Genomic DNA, 22,214 nt, shown 5'->3' with positions numbered 1-22,214 from the left:
GGTGTGACACACGCCAGTCCGACGCCGAGCGAGCGCTCCGTCCCCCGCCGGGCGCCCGGTACGGCGCTCAGCGAGTACACGACCCTGCGATTGGGCGGCCCGGCCCGGGAGCTGGTCGAGGTCCGCTCCTCCGAGGAGGCGGTCGAGGTCCTGCGCGAGGCGCAGGGCCCGACGCTGGTGCTCGCCGGGGGCAGCAACGTGGTGATCGGTGACGACGGCTTCGACGGCACGGTGGTGCTGCTGCGCGGCGGCGGCATCGAACCGGTCGGCGACGCGATCCGGGTCGAGGCCGGTCAGGTGTGGGACGACTTCGCGGCGTGGACCGTCGCCGAGGGCTTCTCGGGCGTGGAGTGCCTCAGCGGGATCCCCGGTTCGGCCGGGGCGACCCCGATCCAGAACGTCGGCGCGTACGGGCAGGAGGTCGCCCAGACCATCGCGGCCGTGCGGGTGTGGGACCGCGAGCGCGACGAGGTCCGCGACTGGACGCCCGAGGAGTGCGCCTTCGCGTACCGGCACAGCGTGTTCAAGCACGACGACCGGTATTTCGTGATGAGCGTCGACTTCCGGCTGGAGGCCTCGCCGCTGTCGCAGCCGGTCGCGTACGCCGAGCTCGCGAAGCGGGTGGGCGTCGAGGTCGGCGAGCGGGTGCCGCTGGCCGAGGCCCGCGAGGCGGTCGTCGAACTGCGCCGAGGCAAGGGCATGGTGCTCGACGAGCGGGACCACGACACGTGGAGCGCGGGCTCGTTCTTCACGAATCCGATCATCGGCGCGCACGACTATCGCGATCTGGCCGAGCGGGCCGGAGGCGAACCGCCGCATTGGCCCCTCGGGGACGAGCGGGTGAAGGTCTCGGCCGCGTGGCTCATCGGCGCGGCCGGGTTCGAGAAGGGCCACCGGCGCGGCAACGTCGGCCTCTCGACCAGGCACACGCTGGCGCTGACGAACCGCGGCGGGGCGAGCACGGGCGAACTGCTGGCGCTGGCCCGCGAGGTCGCGGACGCGGTCGAGGCGAAGTTCGGCGTGCGGCTGCACCCGGAGCCGGTCATGGTCGGCGCGCGGCTCGATTAGGGGCGCTTCGGGGCTCGTTCAGTCGCGGAGGCCGATGCGCGCGTGGAGGGCCCGCAGGGGCCGCGGCGCCCACCAGTTGTACCTGCCGGTGAGCCGCATGGCCGCGGGGAGCAGGACGCCGCGGATGAGCGTGGCGTCGACGACGATCGCCAGGGCCATGCCGACGCCGAGCATCTGGAGGAACACCACCTGGCCGGTGGCGTAGACGGCGAAGGTGAACGCCAGCACGAGGGCCGCGGCGGTGACGAGCGGGGCGCTGCGCTGCAGGCCGGTGGCGATGGAGCCGGTGCGGTCGCCGGTGCGGTCGTACGCCTCCTTGATGCGCGCGAGCATGAACACCTCGTAGTCCATCGACAGGCCGTAGGCGATGCAGAACATGAGGATGGGGATGCTCGGTTCGAACGAGCCCTGCGGGGTGAAGCCGATGAGCGCCGAGAGGTGGCCGTCCTGGAAGACCCACACCAGGGCGCCGAACATCACCGCAAGGGAAAGTCCGTTGAGGACTGTCGCTTTGAGCGGTGCGATGACGCTGCCGGTCATGAGGAACAGGATCGCGAACGTCACCAGGACGATGAGCGCCACGAGGAGCGGGAGCCGGTCGAGCAGGGCGTCGCGGAAGTCGGCGAGGTCGGCCGGGTAGCCGGAGACGGCGACGGCGAAGGGCGCCTCGACCGCGCGCACGTCGCCGACGAGGGCGTACGGGTCCGCTCGCATGGCCTCGACCGTGGGGACGGCCGAGAGCCACGTGTCGTCGCCGTCGTGAGCGAAGCGGGCCGGTTCGGGTGCGGCGGCGAGGTCGCCGTCGACGAAGCGGCCCGCGGCGGAGTCGACCTGGGCGATGCCGGGCACGGCCGAGACCGCGGCGGCGTAGGCGGCCAGCGCGTCCGGTTCGGCGCCGGCGGCGAGGATCTGGAGGGCGTCGGTCGCCTCGGCGGTGAAGTTCGCGGTGATCTGGTCGGCGACGACGCGGGAGTCGGCGTCCTCGGGCAGGGCCCGCTCGTCGGGGACGCCGAAGCGGACGCCGAGGATCGGTGAGGCGAGCAGGAGGACGAGCGCGAGCGCGCCCGCGCCCCACAGCAGCGGGCGGCGCATGACGGCGGTGGCGAGGCGGTACCAGCGTCCTTCGTGGACGGCGGGTGCGGGTCGGCGCAGTTCGACGCGGTGGCCCCAGATCGCGAGCGCGGCGGGGAGGACGACGACGGCGCCGAGCAGGGCGGTGAGCGGGACGATGATGCCCGCGTAGCCGAAGGAGCGCAGGAAGGGGAAGGGCATGGCCAGCAGCACCGAGAGGCCGGCGGCGACGGTGACGGCGCTGAACGCCACCGTGCGCCCGGCGGTCGCGACGGTGGCGGCGACGGCGTGGGCGCGGCCCGCGGGGGCCTCTTCGCGGTAGCGGTTGACGATGAACAGGCAGTAGTCGACGGCGAGGCCGACGGCCATGACGAGGATGAGGTTGGCCGCGAAGGTGGAGACCTCGGTCGCCGCCGCGACCGCCCGCATGAGGGCGAGCGAGGTGGCCAGCGAGAACAGGCCGACGCCGATGGTGAGGAACGCGGCGACGGGGCGGCGGTAGAGGACGATGAGCAGGATCAGCAGGCTCGGCAGGACGATGGCCTCGGCGAGCAGGAAGTCCTGGCGGGCGAGTTCGGCGGCTTCGCGGAAGAGCTCGTCGGAGCCGCCGACGGCGACGTGGAGCGGCCCGCGGTCGCCGGTGAAGGTCGCTTTGAGTCCGGGCAGGACGTTCTCGCGGACGTCGGTGACGTCGCCGGGGACGTAGGCGGTGATGAGCGCCTGGGTGCCGTCCTCGCTCCGCAGCGTCGGCGAGGAGCCGTCCCAATAGGAGTGCACCCCGGCGACGCGGTCGTGCGCGGCCAGTTCGGCCGCGAGCGCGGCTCCGGCCGCGGCGGTCTCGGCCGAGTCGACGTCGTCGGCGGTGACGAGGAGGAGGAAGTTGGCGCTGCCGGTCTCGAACCGGTCGTGGAGGCGGTCGCCGGTGACGATGGATTCCGAGCCGGGGGCCTCGAAGCGGGAGAGCACGAGCGCGTCCAGGGTGCCGGAGCCGATGACGCCGGAGGCGACGAAGACCAGCGCCGCCGCCGCGAGGAGGAGTCGGCAGCGGCGCACGACGAACCGGCCGAGCCGGTGCATGGCCGCATCGCCCGCGGCGGGCCGGAGCTTAGGATTCGGGGCGGTGGTGGAGGTCATGGAGGTCTCCCGACCGGCGTAGACTGAAAATACGAGCGAATACTCGTATTTAAAATACGAGTGATTGCTCGTGTTTCCTAGAGCGAGGGACGGTTAGTGACCGACGACACGCCGAAGTCCGGGCGCAGGCGGCAGGCGCGGGGCGAGCAGCGGATCGCCCAGCTGCTCGACGCCGCGGCGGAGGTCTTCGCGGAGCAGGGCTTCAAGGGCGCGAGCACGAACGCGATCGCCGCACGGGCGGGCGCCTCGCCGGGGACGCTGTACCAGTTCTTCAAGAACAAGGAAGCCCTCGCCGAGGCGCTCATGGCCCGGTACGTCGAGCGGCTGCGCGAAGCGCACGGCGAGGCGTTCGACCTCAGGGTGGCCCGCCTGCCGCTGGACGAACTGCTCGACCGGGTCGTCGATCCGCTCATCGCGTTCGACCGCGCGCACCCCGGTTTCGCGGTGCTGCTGGCCGACCCGCACCTCTCGCCCGAGCTCGCGGCCGCGAAGCGGCCCGCCCAGCAGGCGATGTTCGAGCGCTTGGACGCCATCTTCGCGGCCCGGGCGCCCCGGCTCCCCGAGGCCGAGCGTCGGCGCACGGCCGAAGTCGCCGTGCACCTCTTCCGGGGGCTGCTGCCGCTCATCATGGCCGCGGAGGAAGGCGACGAGCTGGCGGCCGTCACCGCCGAGGCGAAGCGCGCGATCGGCGCCTATCTCGGGCCCGTGATCGGCACGGGCCCGAGCGAAGGAACGCAGGCCGGCGGGGACCGGCCGGCGTCGGCCTAGCGTCGGCGCACCGAGCGGGCCCTAGCCGTCGATCAACTCGTAGTCCTCGTCGAGGACCGCTCCCCGGTCCGGCTTGTACAGGTCGTAGCCGCGCGAGTCGCATTGGAGGCCGCCGTTGACGCAGTGCTCCACCAGCGCCGCGAGCGTCTCCGGCTCCCAGGCGTTCATGAAGTCGTAGTGCCACGACGCCCCGGCGCCGCTCGCGAGCCGCACCTGCGACATGTCGCCGTTGACCGGGAAGTGGATCTTGAACTCCAGCATCGGCACCGGGACCGGGTGCGAGGCCGGGCACGTCCCGCCGACCGGGTAGGCCATGTGGCTCCTGTGGTCCGGCGAGTCGAGGTTCACCCCGTCCCAGCAGCTCGGCGCCTGGTAGCGGATGTTCAGCCACGAATAGTCGGGGCAGTGGGCCGGGAACGTGTAGTTGTGGGCGCTCTCGCCGCACTCGTAGCCTTCGACCGTGCCCGGCGCGTTCTGGAACTCCTCCGTGGTCGCGCGCGGGTCGCCGACGACGAACCGCAGGCCCGCGGGGAACGGCACCACGGTGGTGTAGTCCTCCACTCCGGACTTGTAGTAGATCACCTGGTGCCAGGTCGACAGCGCCGGCTCGTCGCCGTTGAACAGCGTCGGGAACCAGTACGCCGACCGGTCGGCCGGCACGAGGCAGGTGGTGCCGCCCTCCTGCAGCGACGCCGGCGTCGAGTAGGCGTCGGTCCCGGTGTTGCCCAGGAACGTGTGGTGGTGGGAGGCCCCCGGCCGGTCGGGGAAGACGATCGGGTCGTCGTGCGCGGTGTGGCTGATCGTGCAGTTCGCCTGGAACTCGTGGTGGGTGACCAGCTCGTCGGCCGAGGCCGTCGGGACTGCGGCGGCCGCGGAAGCGGCCAGCGCCAGCGCCGCGGCCGCCGCTGCGGCGAGTGTTCGTTTCATGGTCGTGCTCCTTTCGGTGCGGGGCGGGCCGCGCGCGGCGGCCCGCCCGGGTCGGGTCAGGCGTAGACGCCGAACTCGTAGAGCGAGTAGCCCCATTCGGTGCCGCGCTCGGTGCCGAGCACGCGCACGTAGCGGCCGGCGCCGCCGTCGGTGATCGTGTCGGCGCCGCCGTCGCCGCCGGAGGTCTCGTGGACGGTGGTCCAGGTCCGGCCGTCGTCGGAGACCTGGACCTGGTAGGCGGCGGCGTAGGAGGTCTCCCACACCAGTTGCACGGTGTGGAACTCGGTGCGCTCGCCGAGGTCGACCTGGATCCACTGCGGGTCGGCCCATTCGCTGGCCCAGCGGGTGGCGAGGTCGCCGTCGGTGGCCTGGTCCGGGGTGTGGCCGCCCCATTCCTGGAACGTGGAGGCGGTGGTGGGCTTGCCGGCGGCGACGTTCCGGCCCTCGACGTCGGGGACGGTCACTTCGAACGAGGCGGACTCGACGCCGACGTTGCCGTGGCCGTCCTCGGCCCAGACGTAGAGCTTCCAGACGCCGAGGATCTCGGGCGCGCGGACGGTGATGGTGCCGTCGCCGTTGACGGTGTAGTCGGCGAGGAGCATGTCCCAGGAGCCGTTGATGTAGGCGCTGTTCACCATCGGGATGTACTCGACGGCGTCGCCGTCGGGGTCGACGGTGTCGAGGCGGACGGTGAACTCCTCGCCGCCGGTGACCGGGCCGTCGAGGCCGAGGTCCATCGAGGCGATCACGGGCGGGGTGTTGGCCTGCGGGCTGCCGCCGTAGGCCTCGGCGACGGCGTAGTAGGCGAGCCGGCGGTTGCCGCCGGGGATGAGATTGAACCAGACGCCGCCGAAGTCGCCTTCGGTGCCGAAGTGGAACATGGTCGCGCCGAGCGCGACGCCCTCGTGGCCGGTGATGCACTCCCACGCCTGCGTGTAGGCCTCGGCCTTGGCGATGTCGCCGGGCTCGTCGGGCACGCCGTTGGCGTCGTCGGGGACCTCCCATTCGCCGGCCGGGCCGGTCTCGGTGATGAGGTAGGGCTTGTCGTAGCCGCCCTCGTTCCAGGCCTCCTCGACGCCGCAGACGACCTGGTAGGCGTTGACGGACAGCAGGTCGAGGTCGGGGGCGTTGGCCTTGTAGTACGGCCAGGCGCCGGTCCAGGCGTCCGTGGAGGTCACGGGGTGCTGGTCGTCGACGGCGTGGATCGCGACGGCGACGTCGTTGACGAAGGACGTGTAGGCGTGGCGCTGCGCGTCGACCTCGCCTTCGCCGTAGCAGTTCTGGAGGCCGAGGACGGACTCGTTGCCGACGTTCCACATGAGCACGCCGGGGTGGTCGCGGTAGGTCTCGACCCAGCCGACGATGTCGGCCAGCGTCTGCGACTTGTAGGAGTCGTCGGTGACGTAGTCGATGCAGCCGCCCGAGCCCGGGCCGCCGCCGGGGAGCAGCCAGAACCCGAGCATGACCTTGATGTCGTGGGCGGCGGCCGCGTCGAGCAGCGGCAGCGACGAGGCGTCGGTGCCCCAGGTGCGCAGCGTGTTGACGCCCATCGACTTGAGCTCGGGCATCCACCGCTCGGCTTCGGCGGTGGACGGGCCCCAGGTGAGTCCCTTGACGGTGAACGGCTCGCCGTCGACCGTGAGCCGCCAGTCGCCTTGGGTCCCGGTCACCTCCACGGCCGCGGCTCCACCGGAGCCGCCGCCGTCGCCGGCCGTGCAGCCGTAGACGTCGAAGCTCCACAGCGAGTAGCCGTAGCCGGTGGCGCGTTCGAGCCCGTGCATGCGGACGTAGCGGCCCGGCGCGTCGAGGGCGATCGTCTCGGAACCGCCCTTCCCGGACTGGGTGCGGTACGCGGTGGACCAGTCGGTCCCGTCGGTGGACACCTGGATCGCGTAGGAGGACGCGTAGGCGCCCTCCCAGACCAGGTCGACCCGCTTCAGGTCGAACACGGCCCCGAGGTCGACCTGGATCCACTGCGGGTCGGCGAACTCGCTGGACCAGCGGGTTCCCGGGTCGCCGTCGAACGCGGCCGAAGCGGGCGTGTAGTCGGGGTTCTCGACCGACGAGGCCGAAGCGGGGCGGTCTTGCGACAGCAGCGCCACGTCCTCGGGCTGGGCCTGGGCGGTGTTGACGGCGAGCAGCCAGGACGCGGCCGCGGTGATCGCCACGAGGGCGAGCACGGCGGCCCGCCGGCCCGACCGTTGCAGAGTTGACGGCATCGATGACTCCTCAAGGGATCTGGGGCGGAAGCGGCTCACGGGTACCTCACGACGTAACTGGTGAAGGTCGACTCGTCGACCTGATCGCCGCGGTCGTTGATGACGGTGCGGATCGTGCCGACCCCGCCGAGGGAGACGGCGGCGAGGTGGGTGAAGCGGACCCCTTCGGTCTCGGGGACTTCGAAGACGCGGTCGCAGACCACGGCGGGGTCGGCGTTGAAGAAGCAGTAGCCGGCGACGCCCCACGCCGCGTGCTCGGCGACGCCGTCGTCCACTTTGTACGACGCCCACCCGAGCGCCGGGCCTTCGCGCCAGGTCTGCTGGTCCGGGGGGTCGTAGGGCATCTCGTTCTGGAAGAAGTAGGTGCGCCCGCGCTCGCCGGCCCAGATGACCTGGTGCTCCTGATAGTGCTCGGCGAACAGGCCGTAGACGGTGACGTCGTCGCCGTTGACGACGAGGCCGTTGGCGGCGGTGTTCACGGTCCAGCCGATGCCTTCGCCGTGGTCGCCGCGCCAGAGCCACAGGTGGTCGGCGATGACGTGGCGGCTGTTGATCTCGAGGCTGACGGCCGCCTTCCCGGCGTGCGCGCCGCCGATGCGGGCGAACAGGTCGTGGAGCGAGACCGGGTCCGCCGAGTGGTCGGCCGACGAGCCGTGCGGTCCGACCTGGACGAGCACCTCGGATTCGCTCGCGCCCGCGTCGATGAGCAGCCCGGCGAGGACGACGCCGTCCACATCGGCCACCGCGACGGCGGTCTGCCCGGCCGTGGGGATGATCGTCGCCAGGCCCAGGCCGAGCACGACCGTGCCCGGCGAGGTCACCTCGAGGGTCTGGTCGAACTCGTAGACGCCCGGCGCGAACAGCAGGTGCCGGCCTTCGGCGAGGGCGCGGTTGACGGTGGCGGCGTCCGCGCCCGGCACGACCACATAGCACTCGGCCAGCGAGATCGATGTGCCCTCCGGTGCGCCGCCGCCCCAGCTGAGCCCGGAGGCGGCGCGGCGGATCGCGGGTTTGAACACGCGGTACTCGCCGTCGTCGGCGATGTAGAGGAACGGCTTCTCTCGGATCACCGGCGAGGCGTCGACGGTGGTGTGGGAGGGGTCGGGGAAGTGGTCGGCGGGAGCGCCTTCGACGCCCACGAACACCATGTTCCACACCGAGCCGTTCCAGCCGCCTTCGAGGCGGCTGTTGCGGGTGAAGAACTGCTGCTGCGAGCCGGAGACGACCGCGCCGGAGATCCGGGAGTCGGCGATGTAACCGCCGGAGGCCCAGCCCTGGTAGCCGTCCCACAGGTGCATTTCGAGCGTCTGGAGGTCGACGCGGCGGAACGGGGCGGCCTGGGACACGGCCCAGCGGGCGATCTGACCGCCGGGGTTGCGCACGGCGAGGTTCTCGACCGACCGCCAGAAGTTCTGGGTGGCGTTGCCCTTGTAGTTCGGGTCGTCGCCCTGGCCGAGCCAGTCGGCCTCGACGCGGACGTGCCCGTTGATCGTCACGTCCCCCGGCAGCAGGCCGAGACCGGCGACCTGGGTGTAGAAGCGCAGGTCGATGTCCGCCTCGTACGTGCCGGGTTTGAACAGCACGGCGTGGCGCTCGCGTCCGAACTGGTCGGTGAGCATCCGCTCGGTGATCGCGTCCACGGTGGACTGGATCTCCGCGGCGGGGGTGGAGGGGCCGAACACGTGCGTGTTCGGGCCGAGGTCGGGCGCGTAGGCGTCCGTCGGCGGGAGGACGTCCGGCGGCTCGCCGCAGTCGCCCTGGGCCGCACCCGGTTCGGCGTGGGCGATCCCCACGCCGACGCCGGCGCCGGCGGCGAGGGCCACGGCGGCGGCCCCGCCGAGGGCCGCGCGCCGGTTGAGGGCCGGCCCGCGAGTGGAGGGTTCTTCCTGCATAAGAGGCTCCTGTGAGGGTGGTGCAGTGGAGTGTCGACGGGAACGAATGGGAGAGCGCTCTCCCATCACTGATGCTACGGCCGGCGATTCATCATTGTCAAGAACTTCGATACGTCGCTGTCTTGACGATCGCTCGATCGAGGCATATGCGCAGGTGAATAGCGATATCGAGGGAGGATGGGACGTTCTGATCCGTGTGGGGCGACGACCGAGACGGTGTGCTGAACGGTCACATCGACTTGACGATCGGAACATCGTTCCGAGTCAGAGGGACCGATTTGCGCATTGCCGCGGCGTTCTCGTCGCGTTCGGTTCGGAGAGCGCTCGCCAAGGGATGCTATAACTGGCCCATGAGCGCTGATGCCACCCCCACCCTCGAGGACGTCGCCCGCGTCGCCGGCGTCTCGCGGGCGACCGTCTCGCGGGTGATCAACCAGACCAGGAACGTCGACCCGGCGATCCAGGAGGCGGTGCGCCGCGCGGTCGCCGCCACCGGATACGTGCCCAACCGGGCCGCCCGGTCGCTGGTCACCCGCCGCAGCGACGCGATCGGGGTGGTCGTCGCCGGAGCCGGCCCGAGCGACAACGTCGACGCGAGCCAGGTCCTCACCGACCCGTTCTTCGGCCGGATCCTCACGGGCATCATCGGATCGCTGCGGCTGCGCGGCATCTACCCGTCGCTCATGCTCGCCGAGACCGAAGCCGACGAGGCGGCGATCGCCGCCCACCTCAAGCAGGGCAACGCCGACGGGGCACTGCTGATCTCGACGCACGCGGTGGACCGGCTCCCGGCGCTCGTGGCCGAGTCCGGCAGACCCGCGGTGCGGTTCGCGCGCCCGCCGCAGGCGGCGCCGGTGAGCTATGTGGACTTGGCGAACCGGGACGGCGGCGCCTTGGCCGCCGATCGGCTGGCGTCGCTGGGACGGCGCCGACCCGCCGCGATCACCGGGCCGCTCGCCGTCCCGGCCGCCCACGAGCGCCAGTCCGGATACCTGGACCGGTGGGCGCGGCGCGGCTGCGCCTTCGTGCCGAGCGCCGAAGGGAACTTCACCTACGACAGCGGCGAACGCGCCATGAAGCACCTGCTGACCGAGCACCCCGACGTGGACGCCGTCTTCGCCGCCAGCGACCTCATGGCCCAGGGCGCGATCCACACGCTCCACGACCACGGACGGCGCGTGCCGGAGGACGTGGCGGTGGTCGGCTTCGACGACAGCGCCCCCGCGCGGCTGAGCCGACCGCCGATCACGACGGTGCGGCAGCCGCTGGAGGACATGGGCGCCGAGATGGTGCGGCTGCTGCTGGAGCGCATCGCCGATCCGTCGATGGAGCCGACGTCGGTCATCTTCGAACCGGAGCTGGTGGTGCGCGAATCGGCGTGAGCCGCCGCCGCGGGGCTCCCGACGCCGAAGCGCCGAGGGTCCCTAGCGGAGCAGCCGTACGGCGTCGAGGGCGGCGTAGGTCGCGATGATCCGGGCCCCGGCGCGCTTGATGCTCGTCAGGGACTCCAGGATCGCGGCGTCCTTGTCGATCCAGCCCTTCTCGGCCGCCGCCATGAGCTGGGCGTACTCGCCGCTGATGTGGTAGGCCGCCACCGGGACCGGGCTGCGCTCGGCCGCCGCCCGCACGATGTCGAGGTACGGCAGCGCGGGCTTCACCATCACGATGTCCGCGCCCTGCTCGATGTCGAGGTCGATCTCCAGGAGCGCCTCGGTCGCATTCGGACTGTCCTGCTGGTAGGTCCGGCGGTCGCCCTGGAGCTGCGATTCCACGGCGTCCCGGAACGGGCCGTAGAAGGCGCTGGCGTACTTCGCCGCGTAGGCGAGGAGGCCGGTGTCCTGGTGGCCGTTGGCGTCCAGGTGGGCGCGGACGTAGCCGATCTGGCCGTCCATCATCCCCGAGGCGCCGAGCAGGTCCGCGCCGGCCTCGGCGAGGCACCGGCCCATCTCGGCGTAGCGCACCAGGGTCGCGTCGTTGTCCACAGTGCCGTCGGGACGGAGCACGCCGCAGTGGCCGTGGTCGGTGAACTCGTCGAGGCACAGGTCCGGGATGACCACCAGGTCGTCGTGGACCTCCTCGCGGATCGCGCGCATGGTGACGTTGAGGATGCCGTCCGGATCGGTCGCGCCCGAGCCCTCGGCGTCGCGCACCGCCGGGATGCCGAAGGGCATGAGCCCGCCGATCCCGGCCCGCGCGGCCTCGACGGCGAGCTTGCGCACCGAGTCGACCGAGTGCTGGTGGACTCCCGGCATCGACCTGATCGCGACCGGCTCGCGCAGGCCCTCTTTGACGAAGACCGGCAGCACCAGGTCCGAGGGGTGCACGCGCGTCTCGGCCACGAGACGGCGAAGGGCCGCAGTGCGTCGCAGCCGCCGCGGACGGATCTGCGGGAACTCGGGTTTCGCTGCGTTCGGCACTGCGGCCTCCTCACTCAAGGTTCAACGGTATTCGGTTGTCCCTCTACGGCTTTCGCGGTCGTGCCCGGAAGCGCGCGGCCCTACCGGAAGCGCAGGGCCGTGGGCCCCTGGACCTTCTGGCCGCGGCGGGTCTTGATCGGGCCCTCCGCGAGGCGCTGCTTCAGTTCCGTGGCGTACTCGGCGAGGGCCTCGATCAGGTCGGGCACCGACGCGTTGTCGGGCTTGGCGTCCACGCGCAGGCCGAACTCGGTCGCGGTGTCGGCGGTCGCCGGGCCGATGCAGGCCACGACGGTGCGCTGGTGCGGCTTGCCCGCGATGCCCACGAGGTTGCGGACGGTGGAGGACGAGGTGAACAGCACCGCGTCGAATCCGCCGGACTTGATGGCGTCGCGGATGTCCGCGGCCGGCGGCGAGGCGCGCACGGTGCGGTAGGCGGTGACGTCGTCGACCTCCCAGCCGCGTTCGGTCAGGCCCTGCACGAGGGTCTCGGTCGCGATGTCGGCGCGCGGCAGGAGCACCCGGCCGACCATGTCGAGCACCGGGTCGTGCGGCGGGAAGACCTCGAGGAGGCCCTCCGAGGACTGCTGCCCGGTGGGAATGAGCTCGGGCTCGATGCCGAACTCGCGCACCGCGTTCGCGGTGGCCTCGCCGATGCAGGCGATGCGCAGGCCGCCGAAGGCGCGCGCGTCGAGGCCGTGCTCCTTGAACTTCTCCCAGATGGCCTTCACCGAGTTCTGGCTGGTGAAGACGATCCAGGCGTAGCGGCCGTCGACGAGGCCCTTGATGGCCCGCTCCATCTGGGCGGGCGTGCGGGGCGGCTCGACGGCGATGGTCGGCACCTCGCACGGGATCGCGCCGTAGGCGCGCAGGCGCTCGGACATGATGCCGGCCTGCTCCTTGGTGCGGGGGATGAGGACCTTCCAGCCGTAGAGCGGGCGGCCCTCCCACCAGGCGAGTTCGTGGCGGTCGTCGACGCCGGGGCCGATGGTGAGCACGACCTGCCCCGCGTAGCCGAGGGCCGCCTCCACGAAGGTGTCCACGGAGGACGTGGTGGTGTACTCGGTCTCGCCCGTCGCGTCGCCCGTCACGGCCACGGCGGTCTCGCCGGAGACGCCGCCCGCGAGCAGGATGTCGCGCAGGGACGAGAGGTCGGAGACGTCGGCGGTGACGGTGAGGCTGCCGCGCTTGACGGCGTCGGCCAGCAGCTGCGGCTCGAGCGAGGCGATGTCGTCGATCTCGATGACGGTGCGGACCTCGCCCGGGGGCATGCCCGCGTAGACCGCGACGGCCTGCGCGTGGCTCATGCCCGGGATGACCTCGAAGCGGGCCTGCTCGGCCGAGGCGGCCCGGATCTCGGCCTTCGCGAGGCGGTTGGGGTAGGCGTCGCCGACGATGAGGCGGGCGATGTTCTCGCCTTCGCGGGCGGCGGCGGCCATGAGCTTGCCCTGGTCGCTCGGGGAGGACTCGATGAGCTTGAGCTTCGTGTCGTCGCCGGTGAGTTCCTTGGCGGCCTCGATGAGCGACTGCGGCAGGGACCGGTCGTAGTAGACGCGGTCGGCCTCGCGGATCGCGTCGAGGGCGCGCTTGGTCAGCAGTCCCGGGTCGCCTGGGCCGGTCCCGACGAAACGTACGCGGCCCACCGGCTTACGGGCACTGGTCATGTTCTCTCCATCAACAAAATCGTCTACAGCTTGCGGCTAACTTCAACAGTTGCTCGGCACCCGATTCGAGCAGGTCCTCGGCGAGCGACTTCCCGACTGCGGCGGCCTGGACGGCCAGGTCGTCGACTCCCTGGTCGCTTGCATCGGAGAGCGCGGCGGTGGTCGAGAGCCGCTCGACGACGGAACCGTCGACGGCGCCCACGGCCCCCCGCAGATACAGGTCGACCTCGCCTGGTTCGGCGCTTTCCGCGACATCGGCGAGTGCGGCGACGGGAGCGCTGCATCCGGCTTCGAGTCGTTGCAGAAGCGCGCGTTCGGCGGCGACGGCGGCCTGTGAGTACCGGTCGTTGAGCATACTTGAGATCCGCGCAGATGTCATGTCGGCTTTGCGGCATTCGACCGCCAACGCCCCTTGTGCGGGGGCGGGAAGCATCACTAGCGGGTCCAGGTACTCCGTGACTTCGTCCTGGCGGCCGACCCGCCTCAGGCCGGCGGCCGCGAGGATCACCCCATCGAGGTCGGCGCCGACGCGGCCGATGCGGGTGTCGATGTTGCCGCGGATCGGCACGCACTCGAAGCCGCGGCCCAGGGCGTTCAGCTGGGCGATGCGCCGCGGCGAGCCGGTGCCGATCTTCGCGCCCGGCCCCAGGTCGGAGAGGGTGCGGCCCTCCGAGGCGATGAGCACGTCGCGCGGGTCCTCGCGCGGCGGGACCGCGATGACGAGGTGCTCGGGCTGCGCGGTCGGCAGGTCCTTGTACGAGTGGACGGCGATGTCGATGTCCTCGCGCTCCAGCGCTTCGCGCAGCTGGTTGACGAAGACGCCGACGCCGAGCTGGGCGACCGGGACCGAGGTCCCGTCCCCTGTGGTCTTGATCTCGACGAGCGTCACCTGCTCCCCCGTGAGGCGGGCTATCTCGTCGGCGATCAGGCCGCTCTGGGCGAGCGCGAGCTTGGATCCCCTGGTCCCGATTCGGATCACAGGTTCGTTCCCTTCTTACTGCCGGTGCGGTGAGGCCGCTCCGGGCTGCGGCAGGGCGGCTTGGGCGTCGTCCGCGGGAGCGGACGGCGGGACGGCCCGATACGGGTCGTCGACGGCGGGGGTGATCTTGAGCGCCTCGGCGAGGCCCGCGCCGCGCGGCTCGGCCACCGCGGCGGCGTCGAGCGCGAACAGGTCGCGCAGGGCGCGGGCGTAGTCGGGCGCGCCGGGCCGGCCGGCGAGTTCGCGGACGCGGACGGTGGGCTCGTGGAGGAGCCGCTGGACCACCCGGTGGACGGTGCGGGCGACCTCGGCGCGCTGGTCGTCGGTGAAGTCGCCGCGGCGGGCGACCCGGGAGAGCTCGGCCTCCACGATGTCGGCCGCCGCGGAGCGGAGCGCGGCCACCGTGGGGGTGACCGCGGCGGCGCGCAGGCTCTCGTTGTAGGCGGCGATCTCCTCGGCGAGGAGGGCCTCGACCTCGGCGAGGGTCTCGGTGGCGGCCCCGGCGGCGTCCGCTCGCTGGATCTCGGCGATGCCGATCACGTGGACGCCCTCGAGCAGCGCCACGTCCTCGGCGACGTCCTTGGGCAGGGCCAGGTCGCAGACGACGAGCGGGGCGCGGCGGCCCTCGAGGTGGGCGGCGCGCAGGACCGGCTCGGGCGAGGCGGTCGCGCACACGAGCAGGTCGACGCCGGCCGCGAGCGCGGCGAGGTCGTCGTAGTCGGCCGCTTCGGCGTCCCACACGGCGGCGAGGCGCTCGGCCTTGTCGCGGTCGCGGTTGGCGACCTGCAGGGCGGTGACGCCCGCGCGGGCGAGGGTCGCGGTGGCGAGGGCGCCCATGGCCCCGGCGCCGACGACGCCGGCGCGGACCTCGGTGAGGCCGTTCTGGAAGCCGACGCGGCCCAGCTCGGCCTCGGCGAGGTCGAGGGCGGCGGTGACGACGGAGGGCGCGGCGGCGTCGACGTCGGTCTCGGCGTGGATCCGCTTGCCGACGCGCAGGGCCTGCTGGAAGAGTTCGTGGAGGTGACGGCCGACCTGGTCGGCCTCACGGGCGGTCTCGTAGGCGTCGCGCAGCTGGCCGAGGATCTGCGGTTCGCCGGCGACCATGGAGTCGAGTCCGGCGGCGACGCGGAAGGCGTGGGCGACGGCGTCGGCGCCGTGGCGCACGTACCCGCAGGAGGCGAAGTCGAGGGCCGCTTCGTGCTCGGACAGGCCCCAGACGCGGTGGAGCTCGTCGACGACGGCGGAGAGGCCTCCGTGGAAGGTGGTGGCGGCGGCGTAGACCTCGACGCGGTTGCAGGTCGAGAGGACCACGGCCTCGCTGACCTCGCCGCCGCGCAGGAGCGCGCGCGCGAGGTCCGCGGCGGCCTCGGGGCCCACCGCGAGGCGTTCCAGGGTCTCGACCGCGGCACTGCGGTGCGAGATGCCGACTACCAGGAGGTTCACTTCACCGTTCCCGTCTCTTCGCCCTACTCGTCAAGCGTTCCTCGCGACCACTCGTCTGCGTCGCTACCAGCGCGGTCGCTACAACCGTGGTCGCTACCAGCGCGGTCTCCGCCGGCGTCGTCTCCACCAACGTTCGGCGCGGCCGTTCATTCCCGCCCCCGCGAGTGGCGCTCGTGACCCGCTTCCGCCGACGGCGCTGCGGGCGTCGCTTGACCGAGCGTCTTGTGGTGTTCGTGGAAGGAGAGGATCTGCAGCTCGACCGCCAGGTCGACCTTGCGGACCGCCACACCCTGCGGTACGGCGAGCACGCACGGCGCGAAATTGAGAATGCTCGTGACCCCAGCATCTACGAGGAGGTCGGCCACGTGTTGGGCGGCCGCGCCGGGTGTGGCGATGACCCCTATGTTGATGCCTTCTTCACGCACCGCGCGAGCGAGGAGCGCGACGTCGCGCACTCGGATCCCGTCCAAGTCCTTGCCAATGATGCCCGGGTCGGCGTCGAAGAGGCCAACGATGTCGAAGCCGCGTCGGGAGAACCCGGGGTACCGGGCGAGGGCTTGTCCCAGGTGGCCGAGGCCGATGATGGCGACGCGGGAGTCCTTGGTGAGTCCCAGCACACCGGCGATGTAGGCGGCGAGCGTGGCGACGTTGTAGCCCACGCCGCGCATCCCGGAGGCGCCCAGCTGCGAGAGGTCCTTGCGGAGCATCGCGGAGTTGACGCCGGTGGCCGCGGCGAGCGTTTCAGAGGAGACGGTCTCGACGCCGGCCTCCGAGAGCTCCCCGAGCGCTCGCAGGTACTCGGGCAGGCGCCTGACCGTGGCGGCCGGGAGGTCGACGGCCGAAGCGGGCGGGCCGCTGGGGGCCCGGTGGTCGGTGCCTTCGCCGGTGGTCGTCAATGGTGGAACTCCAGGTCCGCTGGTTCCGCGCCGTCGTTCACCGGCGCGTCACTCAGCTTAGGAGGTGGGCGGTGCGGCGAATCGCACAGGCGACGCTAACGAGGGCGCCGCGCGCGCCGGGCCGTGCACCCGAGCGGAGAGAGAGGGGGCCGCGACGTGCGGGAACGGACTCGGCGGCTCGCGGGACCGGTGCGGTACACCCCCGTAACACCGGGCTGAAGCCCAGCTGTACCGAATTCCGTGCGTCCCGGCGAGCCGCCGTCCGAATCGATTTTGCCCTAAAACTCCGGGGATGCCCGTTAACCGGGTTTTTTCGGCGCGTCGTCCTCGGCGCGCTGAAACGTGACTACTGCGCGCCTCCGAGGTCGCGCTTCAGGCGCGGCACGTCGACGTCCCAGTAGCTGTGCTCGCGGCCGTCGAGGAGGACCACCGGCAGGCGGTCGCCGTATTCGCGCGCCAACGCAGCGTCGCCGGCCACGTCGACCTCGCTCCAGTCCAGGCCCGCCTCACGGGCCACCCGGTCGAGATCGGCGCGCGCGGCCTCGCACAGATGGCAATCCCTTGTAGTCAACAGCGTCAGCCTGTTCACCCTGCTCCCTCCGCGCGTCGGAAGATCGCACAATCTGTGCGACACCCTCCGTCATTTCTCGATCACTATTGAGCCAGAACGGGCCCGCGAACGCGGGCTTCTGGATATCTGGGGAGGTAATGGTGGGATTCCGCCCCCGCGAAGAAGGGTACGTCGGTGCGCCGGGCGATCGCCGACATCATCCTGGCCCAAGCCGTCACCGAGCGCGACACGCCGATCGCAAATCCGCAACGGCGCCCTGTGTGATTTCTAGACTCAGGCGGGTCAGTCCCTGCGGGACCCGATCGCATGACTCGGCCCGACCCCTCACACGAGGAGGCCACTAGTGCCCGGTATTGCACCAGCTCTGGCTAGCCACATGTACGGTTCGCAAGCGTCACCGAGGATGCTCGCGGGCCACGACACCGCTCTGTTCACCGACATCGCCCCCTACCTCAGCGGCGGGGCCGTGGCCGACGCCCTGTCGCAGCTGCCGGCCCCGACCTTCGAACGGCTCCGTCAGGCCGTGTGGACGGTCCTGAGCCTGGACACCGGCACCGCCGAGCAGCAGCACGTGCGCCGCGGCGGCGGGGACGCGGGCGCTGCGGGGGCGACCGAGACGTCCGCACCCGGCGCGCCCGAGCAGTCCGACCCCAGCGCCGACCAGGTGGACGGCGACGAGGTCGCGGATCTGGTGGCGCGCGCCCAGAACGGCGACCCGAGCGCCTTCGGCGAGATCTACGACCGCTACAGCGAGACGGTCTACCGCTACATCTACTTCCGCGTGAACAACGCCCAGCTCGCCGAGGACCTCGCGTCCGAGACGTTCCTGCGGGCGCTGCGGCGCATCTCCAGCTTCAGCTGGCAGGGCCGGGCCTTCGGGGCCTGGCTGGTGACGATCGCGCGGAACCTGGTGGTCGACCACTTCAAGTCGGGCCGCTACCGGCTCGAGATCGTCAAGCCGGACGTGCTGGGCGCGGACGCGCAGGACGCCGACCCGAGCACCTCGCCCGAGACGGCCGCGCTGGAGAAGCTGACCAACGCCACGCTCCTCACGGCGGTCAAGAAACTCAACCCGGACCAGCAGGAGTGCATCGTCCTGCGGTTCCTGCAGGGGTTCACCGTCGCCGAGACGGCCCGCACCATGGGCAAGAACGAAGGCGCAGTGAAGGCGCTCCAGTATCGGGCCGTGCGGACGCTCGCACGGCTGCTGCCCGACGGCTTCCGAGGCTGAGGCGGCGCTCCGATCCCCTTTCCCCGTCCCCTTCCGGCGGCTCAGGCTGCTGTCGGAAACCCGTCAACAACCCGTCTTCGCGGGCCGCGACCCGCGAATCCGTCATCCGCGATCCGCCGGGCCCTGCCCGGGCGGACCGACACTGCCAGGTCAGGGTCGTTCACCGGCCCGATACCGTCGCGAGACCGAAGCGCGACGCGGCCGATGAAGTCCGCGCCGCTTCGTTCGCGGCGAACCGTAACCTCAGGGGCTACTCGTGCGTTGTTCTCAGTACAGGAGCAGGATCCATGCAGTGAGAGGGGGTGTGCCCGGTGACTTTGAACCCTATGGAGCGCCGTCGCGCGGAGGAATTCGCACGACTGCTTGACTCCGAGGACCCCGCCCTCCCTCATCCGCGCGGCAGCGCTGACGCATCGGGCGCGTCAGTACACGTCACGTCCGTGCCGCATACGTCGATGCACGACGAGCCCGCGCGCCGCACGACAGCGCACCACGAGTCCGCGGAAGCGTTCGCGGAACTCGTCGGCGTCATCGACCGGCTCGACGACCTCGGCGAGCAGCTCATGGCCGCCAGTCGGCCGTCGCAGCAGTGGCACGACGCCACCAGGCGCCGGCTCATGGCCGTCGCCGCGGAAGAAGGCATCGGCGTCACGGCGCGGCACCGCGCCAGCGCCGCCGTGCCCGAACCCAAGCGCGCGCCGGTCACCGACGACATGTTCCCCAAGCGCCCGCGGGGCGGGCGCCGCCTCGCGATCGTCGCGGCGCTGCTCACCGGCACGGTGGCCGTCTCCGGGGTCTCCGCGGCCTCGGGGGACGCGCTGCCGGGCGACACGCTGTACAACGTCAAGCGCTCGACCGAGCGCGCCCAGCTCGCCTTGGCGGGCAACGATCTCGGGAAGGCCCAGCTGTACCTGGAGTTCGCGCGCACGCGCATCCAGGAGGCCGCCGAGATCACCGGCGACGAGGCGGCGGTCGCGAGCGCCTTGAGCGACGCGGCGGGCGAACTGCGCAGCGGCACGGCGATCCTGGGCGAGCTCGCGGTCGCGAACGAGGACGCGTCGCCGCTGGACTACGTCGACCTGTTCACCAACGAGCACCGCTGGGTGCTCGAGGACCTGGTGGACGGGCTCGACGGCGAGGCGTTGACGGCCGGCGAGGAGCTGATCGCGGTCCTGGAGGCCGCCGCGGTGCGGTCGGTGGAGCTGCGCGAGGCGCTGGACTGCACCGTGCCGGGGGGCCAGAGCGACGAGCTCGGGCCGATCCCCGGCTCGTGCACGAAGGACAACCGGGACGCCACGAGCCCGGCGCAGTCGGGCACGCCCGAGGAGGCCGAGAGCGGCCCGACCGGGAACGGCGTCGAGCCTTCGGACGAGGACGAGGGCGACAGCGGCGGCACCGAGCCGACCGGCGAGAGCCCGAGCGGTGCGGTGACGGACGCGCCGCTGTCCGATCCGACCACGGGCGGTACGAGCGCCCCGGCGACGACCGGCGACCCGAGCCCGATGTCCGAGGACGACGACGTCCTCGGCGAACTGAGCGGGATCATCTCGGACCTGATCAACTGAGTCGTCGCGACGGTGCGGCGCGCACGACCGACCATCCGACGGTGCGGAGTGAGGGCCGGGGGGCCGTACGGCCCCCCCGGCCCTCCGCCATGGCCGCGGCGGCTCGACTGACCGCCGCCCCCGCCCGGGAAAGGGGTTTCCACCGTTGCGCGGGAGTGCGACGAGCACCGCGTCCAGCGCCTCGTCGCCCGAACGGGTCCTCGCTCCGAACGGCGGGAAACCTCGTGAACCGGCCGTTCCGGGCGGTCGGGGCCAAGCGGCGTAACTGGGCCCACACTGGAAATTCACCGGGCTCGCGTGCTCGCGTTACAGGCCGTCTGCCTGAGGCTTGTAGGCTTTTAGGGTGTCTGAGATCGAGGCTCCTTCAACCGCCTCCGCCACGCCCCGTCCGCCTACAGCACGGGCCGGCGGTACCGCGCTGACCCATTCCGTCGTCGTCGAGCCCGCGGCTCCGGGAGACGACGAACTCGCCCACCTCCCCTCCGCCGCGTTCTTCGACGTCGACAACACGTTCATGCACGGCGCCTCCACCTACTGGCTGGCCCGCGCCCTCGCCAAGCACGGTGTGCTCTCCGCCCGCCACATCCTCAACTTCGCCTGGAAGCAGGCCCGCTTCAAGTTCCACGCCGAGCACCACGGCCACATCTCCTCCATCAAGGCCTCCGCGCTCGAACTCGTCGCCGGATTCCCCGTAGAGGAGATGCGCGCCCTGTGCGAAGAGGTCGTCGACCGCGACATCTCGCCGCGGATCCTCGCGCCCGTCCGCCGTCTCGCCGAACGCCACCTCGAAGCCGACCAGGAGGTCTGGCTCGTGACGGCCAGCCCGGTCGAGCTCGCCGGCATCCTCGCCTCGCGCCTGGGCCTCACCGGCGCGCTCGGCACCATCGCCGAGATCGAGAACGACTGCTACACCGGCCGCCTCGTCGGCGACCTCATGCACGGCCCCGCGAAGGCCGACGGCATCGAGCAGCTGGCGCTCGAACGCGGCCTGAACCTCGAGACCTGCACCGCCTACTCGGACTCGGCGAACGACCTGCCGATGCTCCGCAAGGTCGGCAAGGCGATCGCGGTCAACCCGGACGCGCGCCTCGCCCGCCAGGCCAGGCACTACGGCTGGCCCGTCCTCGACTTCCGCCGCGGCCGCCGCGCCGCGAAGCTGGCGCTGCCGACCGCGGCCGCCGCCGGGGTGGGCGCGGGCCTGTTCTACCTGTACAAGTCCCGCGACCGGGACTGAGCGGGCCGCAAGGCCGGTCGGACACGAAGGGGCAGATGGACACGGGGCAGCGGCTCACCCTCGCGGGGACGGCGGTGCTCGCCCTCGCGTGGCTCGCCTGGCCCTCCCCCGACCGCCCCGAGAGCATCGCCGCGCCCGAGGCCGTGCCGACCGTGTGGGAGACCTGGGACGCCGAACCCGTCGACTGGCCCGGTCACCTCGACGGCGCGCCATGGACCCCGCTCGCCGTGCTCGACGGACCGAACGCGGACGCGCACGCCCTCCTGGCGACCGACGAGGCCGGGAGCCTCGTCTACCTGGAGCAGGACGCCGACGGCGCGCTTTCGTCCACCGTGATCGCCGAACCCGGCGGCGTGCCCGGCGTGGTCGCCACCGCGGCCACCGACGAGCGCCTCGCGTGGATCCAGTCCGTCCCCGACGAACAGGGCCGGGTCGAGTCCGAGCTGTGGACCGCCGAACGCGACGCCGACGGCCGGCCCGGCGAGGCGGTGCTCCTGACCGCCGACACCGGCGACGTCATCACCGCCGGCAGCGCCTACGACCTCCAGTTCGCCGCCGAACGCCTCCACTGGCTCGCCACCGCCCGCGGCGAGACGCTGATCACCGAGCGCCGGTCGATCGGCTGGGACGGCGGCGACGTCGACGTGGTCGGCCACCGCGGCGCCTGGCAGTCGGCCGCGTGGCCGTGGCTCGCCAGCGCCGGGTCCGACTCGCTCGGCGGGGCGCAGCTCGTGCGCACCGACACCGGCGCGGGCGTCAAGGTGTTCTCCGGAGCCGACGAGCTGACGCTGTGCTCGGCCACCTGGTGCCGGCTGGTCGTCACCTCCCCCGACGGCTCCCGCATCGACCTCGTCCGTCCAGACGGGAGCGAGCGGGTCACGGTCGCGGAGGGCTTCGCGTCGGCGGTCTCGCCGGACGTCGGCCTCATCGACCGCTTCGAGCCGCTCGCCGAGACCACGGCGACCACAGGGGACGGGACGACGGTGACGCTGTTCGACCTCGAAGCGGACTCGGCGTACCTGGTGGCCTCCAGCGCGGGCGACACGGGCGCCGACGCGCGGCACCTGTGGTGGTCCAGCGGCACCGGGGAACTGCTGGTGTGGCACGTGCTGGACCTCACGGACCTCGCTGAATGAGT

At 71.9% G+C, this 22,214-nt stretch carries 17 protein-coding genes; 7 read left to right on the top strand and 10 right to left on the bottom strand.

What is annotated here, in order from left to right; genetic code table 11:
- The first annotated feature begins 3 nt into the window (after window positions 1-3).
- Window positions 4-1,068, top strand: a complete 1,065-nt coding sequence (locus tag K3N28_RS10645; protein ID WP_228092513.1) for a UDP-N-acetylmuramate dehydrogenase — start codon at window positions 4-6, stop codon at window positions 1,066-1,068.
- Between the two features lie 18 nt (window positions 1,069-1,086).
- Here K3N28_RS10645 and K3N28_RS10640 read toward each other — a convergent pair whose 3' ends face one another.
- Entirely contained in the window at window positions 1,087-3,273 is a 2,187-nt protein-coding gene (locus tag K3N28_RS10640; protein WP_228092512.1) for an MMPL family transporter, read from the bottom strand.
- A gap of 96 nt (window positions 3,274-3,369) precedes the next feature.
- On the opposite strand from K3N28_RS10640, the gene K3N28_RS10635 reads away from it, so the two are divergent.
- Window positions 3,370-4,041 (top strand): TetR/AcrR family transcriptional regulator, encoded by a 672-nt coding sequence (locus tag K3N28_RS10635; RefSeq protein WP_228092511.1) that lies wholly within the window; start codon window positions 3,370-3,372, stop codon window positions 4,039-4,041.
- A 21-nt stretch (window positions 4,042-4,062) separates the two neighbouring features.
- On the opposite strand, the gene K3N28_RS10630 is transcribed toward K3N28_RS10635, so the two are convergent.
- Genes K3N28_RS10630 through K3N28_RS10620 form a run of 3 tightly spaced genes read right to left on the bottom strand, consistent with a single transcriptional unit; the run spans window position 4,063 to window position 9,079 of the window.
- The gene (locus tag K3N28_RS10630) at window positions 4,063-4,968 is read right to left on the bottom strand and encodes a DUF1996 domain-containing protein (RefSeq protein WP_228092510.1); all 906 of its coding nucleotides are present in this window, start codon (window positions 4,966-4,968) and stop codon (window positions 4,063-4,065) included.
- 56 nt (window positions 4,969-5,024) lie between these two features.
- Window positions 5,025-7,187 (bottom strand): discoidin domain-containing protein, encoded by a 2,163-nt coding sequence (locus K3N28_RS10625; RefSeq protein ID WP_228092509.1) that lies wholly within the window; start codon window positions 7,185-7,187, stop codon window positions 5,025-5,027.
- Window positions 7,188-7,222: 35 nt separating this feature from the next.
- On the bottom strand, window positions 7,223-9,079 hold the full coding sequence (locus tag K3N28_RS10620; RefSeq protein ID WP_228092508.1) for a hypothetical protein: 1,857 nt from the start codon (window positions 9,077-9,079) through the stop codon (window positions 7,223-7,225).
- 350 nt (window positions 9,080-9,429) lie between these two features.
- Between K3N28_RS10620 and K3N28_RS10615 the strand changes: the two genes are divergently transcribed.
- On the top strand, window positions 9,430-10,461 hold the full coding sequence (locus tag K3N28_RS10615; protein ID WP_228092507.1) for a LacI family DNA-binding transcriptional regulator: 1,032 nt from the start codon (window positions 9,430-9,432) through the stop codon (window positions 10,459-10,461).
- Window positions 10,462-10,503: 42 nt separating this feature from the next.
- Here K3N28_RS10615 and hemB read toward each other — a convergent pair whose 3' ends face one another.
- The 6 genes from hemB to K3N28_RS10585 all read right to left on the bottom strand — a co-directional run bounded on the left by hemB (window position 10,504) and on the right by K3N28_RS10585 (window position 17,064).
- Window positions 10,504-11,496, bottom strand: coding sequence for a porphobilinogen synthase (gene hemB, locus K3N28_RS10610; protein WP_228092506.1), 993 nt, complete (start codon window positions 11,494-11,496; stop codon window positions 10,504-10,506).
- Window positions 11,497-11,576: 80 nt separating this feature from the next.
- Window positions 11,577-13,157: a uroporphyrinogen-III synthase gene (locus K3N28_RS10605; protein ID WP_228092505.1), complete on the bottom strand. Its 1,581-nt coding sequence runs from the start codon at window positions 13,155-13,157 to the stop codon at window positions 11,577-11,579.
- Window positions 13,158-13,167: 10 nt separating this feature from the next.
- Complete coding sequence (gene hemC / locus K3N28_RS10600; protein ID WP_228092504.1) at window positions 13,168-14,136, bottom strand: hydroxymethylbilane synthase; 969 nt, start codon at window positions 14,134-14,136, stop codon at window positions 13,168-13,170.
- Window positions 14,137-14,151: 15 nt separating this feature from the next.
- Window positions 14,152-15,579, bottom strand: a complete 1,428-nt coding sequence (locus K3N28_RS10595) for a glutamyl-tRNA reductase (RefSeq protein WP_228092503.1) — start codon at window positions 15,577-15,579, stop codon at window positions 14,152-14,154.
- A 146-nt stretch (window positions 15,580-15,725) separates the two neighbouring features.
- Window positions 15,726-16,475: a redox-sensing transcriptional repressor Rex gene (locus K3N28_RS10590; protein ID WP_228092502.1), complete on the bottom strand. Its 750-nt coding sequence runs from the start codon at window positions 16,473-16,475 to the stop codon at window positions 15,726-15,728.
- A 346-nt stretch (window positions 16,476-16,821) separates the two neighbouring features.
- Window positions 16,822-17,064: a glutaredoxin family protein gene (locus K3N28_RS10585; protein ID WP_228092501.1), complete on the bottom strand. Its 243-nt coding sequence runs from the start codon at window positions 17,062-17,064 to the stop codon at window positions 16,822-16,824.
- A gap of 385 nt (window positions 17,065-17,449) precedes the next feature.
- Here K3N28_RS10585 and K3N28_RS10580 point away from each other — a divergent pair, with 385 nt between their 5' ends.
- The 4 genes from K3N28_RS10580 to K3N28_RS10565 all read left to right on the top strand — a co-directional run bounded on the left by K3N28_RS10580 (window position 17,450) and on the right by K3N28_RS10565 (window position 22,212).
- Complete coding sequence (locus tag K3N28_RS10580; RefSeq protein ID WP_228092500.1) at window positions 17,450-18,277, top strand: ECF subfamily RNA polymerase sigma factor, BldN family; 828 nt, start codon at window positions 17,450-17,452, stop codon at window positions 18,275-18,277.
- A gap of 455 nt (window positions 18,278-18,732) precedes the next feature.
- A complete protein-coding gene (locus tag K3N28_RS10575; RefSeq protein WP_228092499.1) occupies window positions 18,733-19,842 on the top strand; it encodes a DUF5667 domain-containing protein in 1,110 nt (369 codons plus the stop codon).
- Between the two features lie 343 nt (window positions 19,843-20,185).
- Window positions 20,186-21,076: an HAD family phosphatase gene (locus tag K3N28_RS10570; RefSeq protein WP_228092498.1), complete on the top strand. Its 891-nt coding sequence runs from the start codon at window positions 20,186-20,188 to the stop codon at window positions 21,074-21,076.
- Between the two features lie 35 nt (window positions 21,077-21,111).
- Window positions 21,112-22,212: a hypothetical protein gene (locus K3N28_RS10565; protein WP_228092497.1), complete on the top strand. Its 1,101-nt coding sequence runs from the start codon at window positions 21,112-21,114 to the stop codon at window positions 22,210-22,212.
- Window positions 22,213-22,214: the final 2 nt, after the last annotated feature.

The sequence above is a fragment of the Glycomyces sp. TRM65418 genome (assembly GCF_019710475.1).
Taxonomy (GTDB): Bacteria; Actinomycetota; Actinomycetes; order Mycobacteriales; family Micromonosporaceae; genus Glycomyces.
This window is presented reverse-complemented; position numbering and strand designations above follow the sequence as displayed.

What these genes read in the sequence shown, in the direction of transcription:
- K3N28_RS10630 (WP_228092510.1), bottom strand. Translation starts at nt 4,968, where the DNA reads ATGAAACGAACACTCGCCGCAGCGGCGGCCGCGGCGCTGGCGCTGGCC.
- K3N28_RS10615 (WP_228092507.1), top strand. Translation starts at nt 9,430, where the DNA reads ATGAGCGCTGATGCCACCCCCACCCTCGAGGACGTCGCCCGCGTCGCC.
- K3N28_RS10640 (WP_228092512.1), bottom strand. Translation starts at nt 3,273, where the DNA reads ATGACCTCCACCACCGCCCCGAATCCTAAGCTCCGGCCCGCCGCGGGC.
- K3N28_RS10580 (WP_228092500.1), top strand. Translation starts at nt 17,450, where the DNA reads ATGCTCGCGGGCCACGACACCGCTCTGTTCACCGACATCGCCCCCTAC.
- K3N28_RS10620 (WP_228092508.1), bottom strand. Translation starts at nt 9,079, where the DNA reads ATGCAGGAAGAACCCTCCACTCGCGGGCCGGCCCTCAACCGGCGCGCG.
- K3N28_RS10605 (WP_228092505.1), bottom strand. Translation starts at nt 13,157, where the DNA reads ATGACCAGTGCCCGTAAGCCGGTGGGCCGCGTACGTTTCGTCGGGACC.
- K3N28_RS10565 (WP_228092497.1), top strand. Translation starts at nt 21,112, where the DNA reads ATGGACACGGGGCAGCGGCTCACCCTCGCGGGGACGGCGGTGCTCGCC.
- K3N28_RS10625 (WP_228092509.1), bottom strand. Translation starts at nt 7,187, where the DNA reads ATGCCGTCAACTCTGCAACGGTCGGGCCGGCGGGCCGCCGTGCTCGCC.
- K3N28_RS10575 (WP_228092499.1), top strand. Translation starts at nt 18,733, where the DNA reads ATGCACGACGAGCCCGCGCGCCGCACGACAGCGCACCACGAGTCCGCG.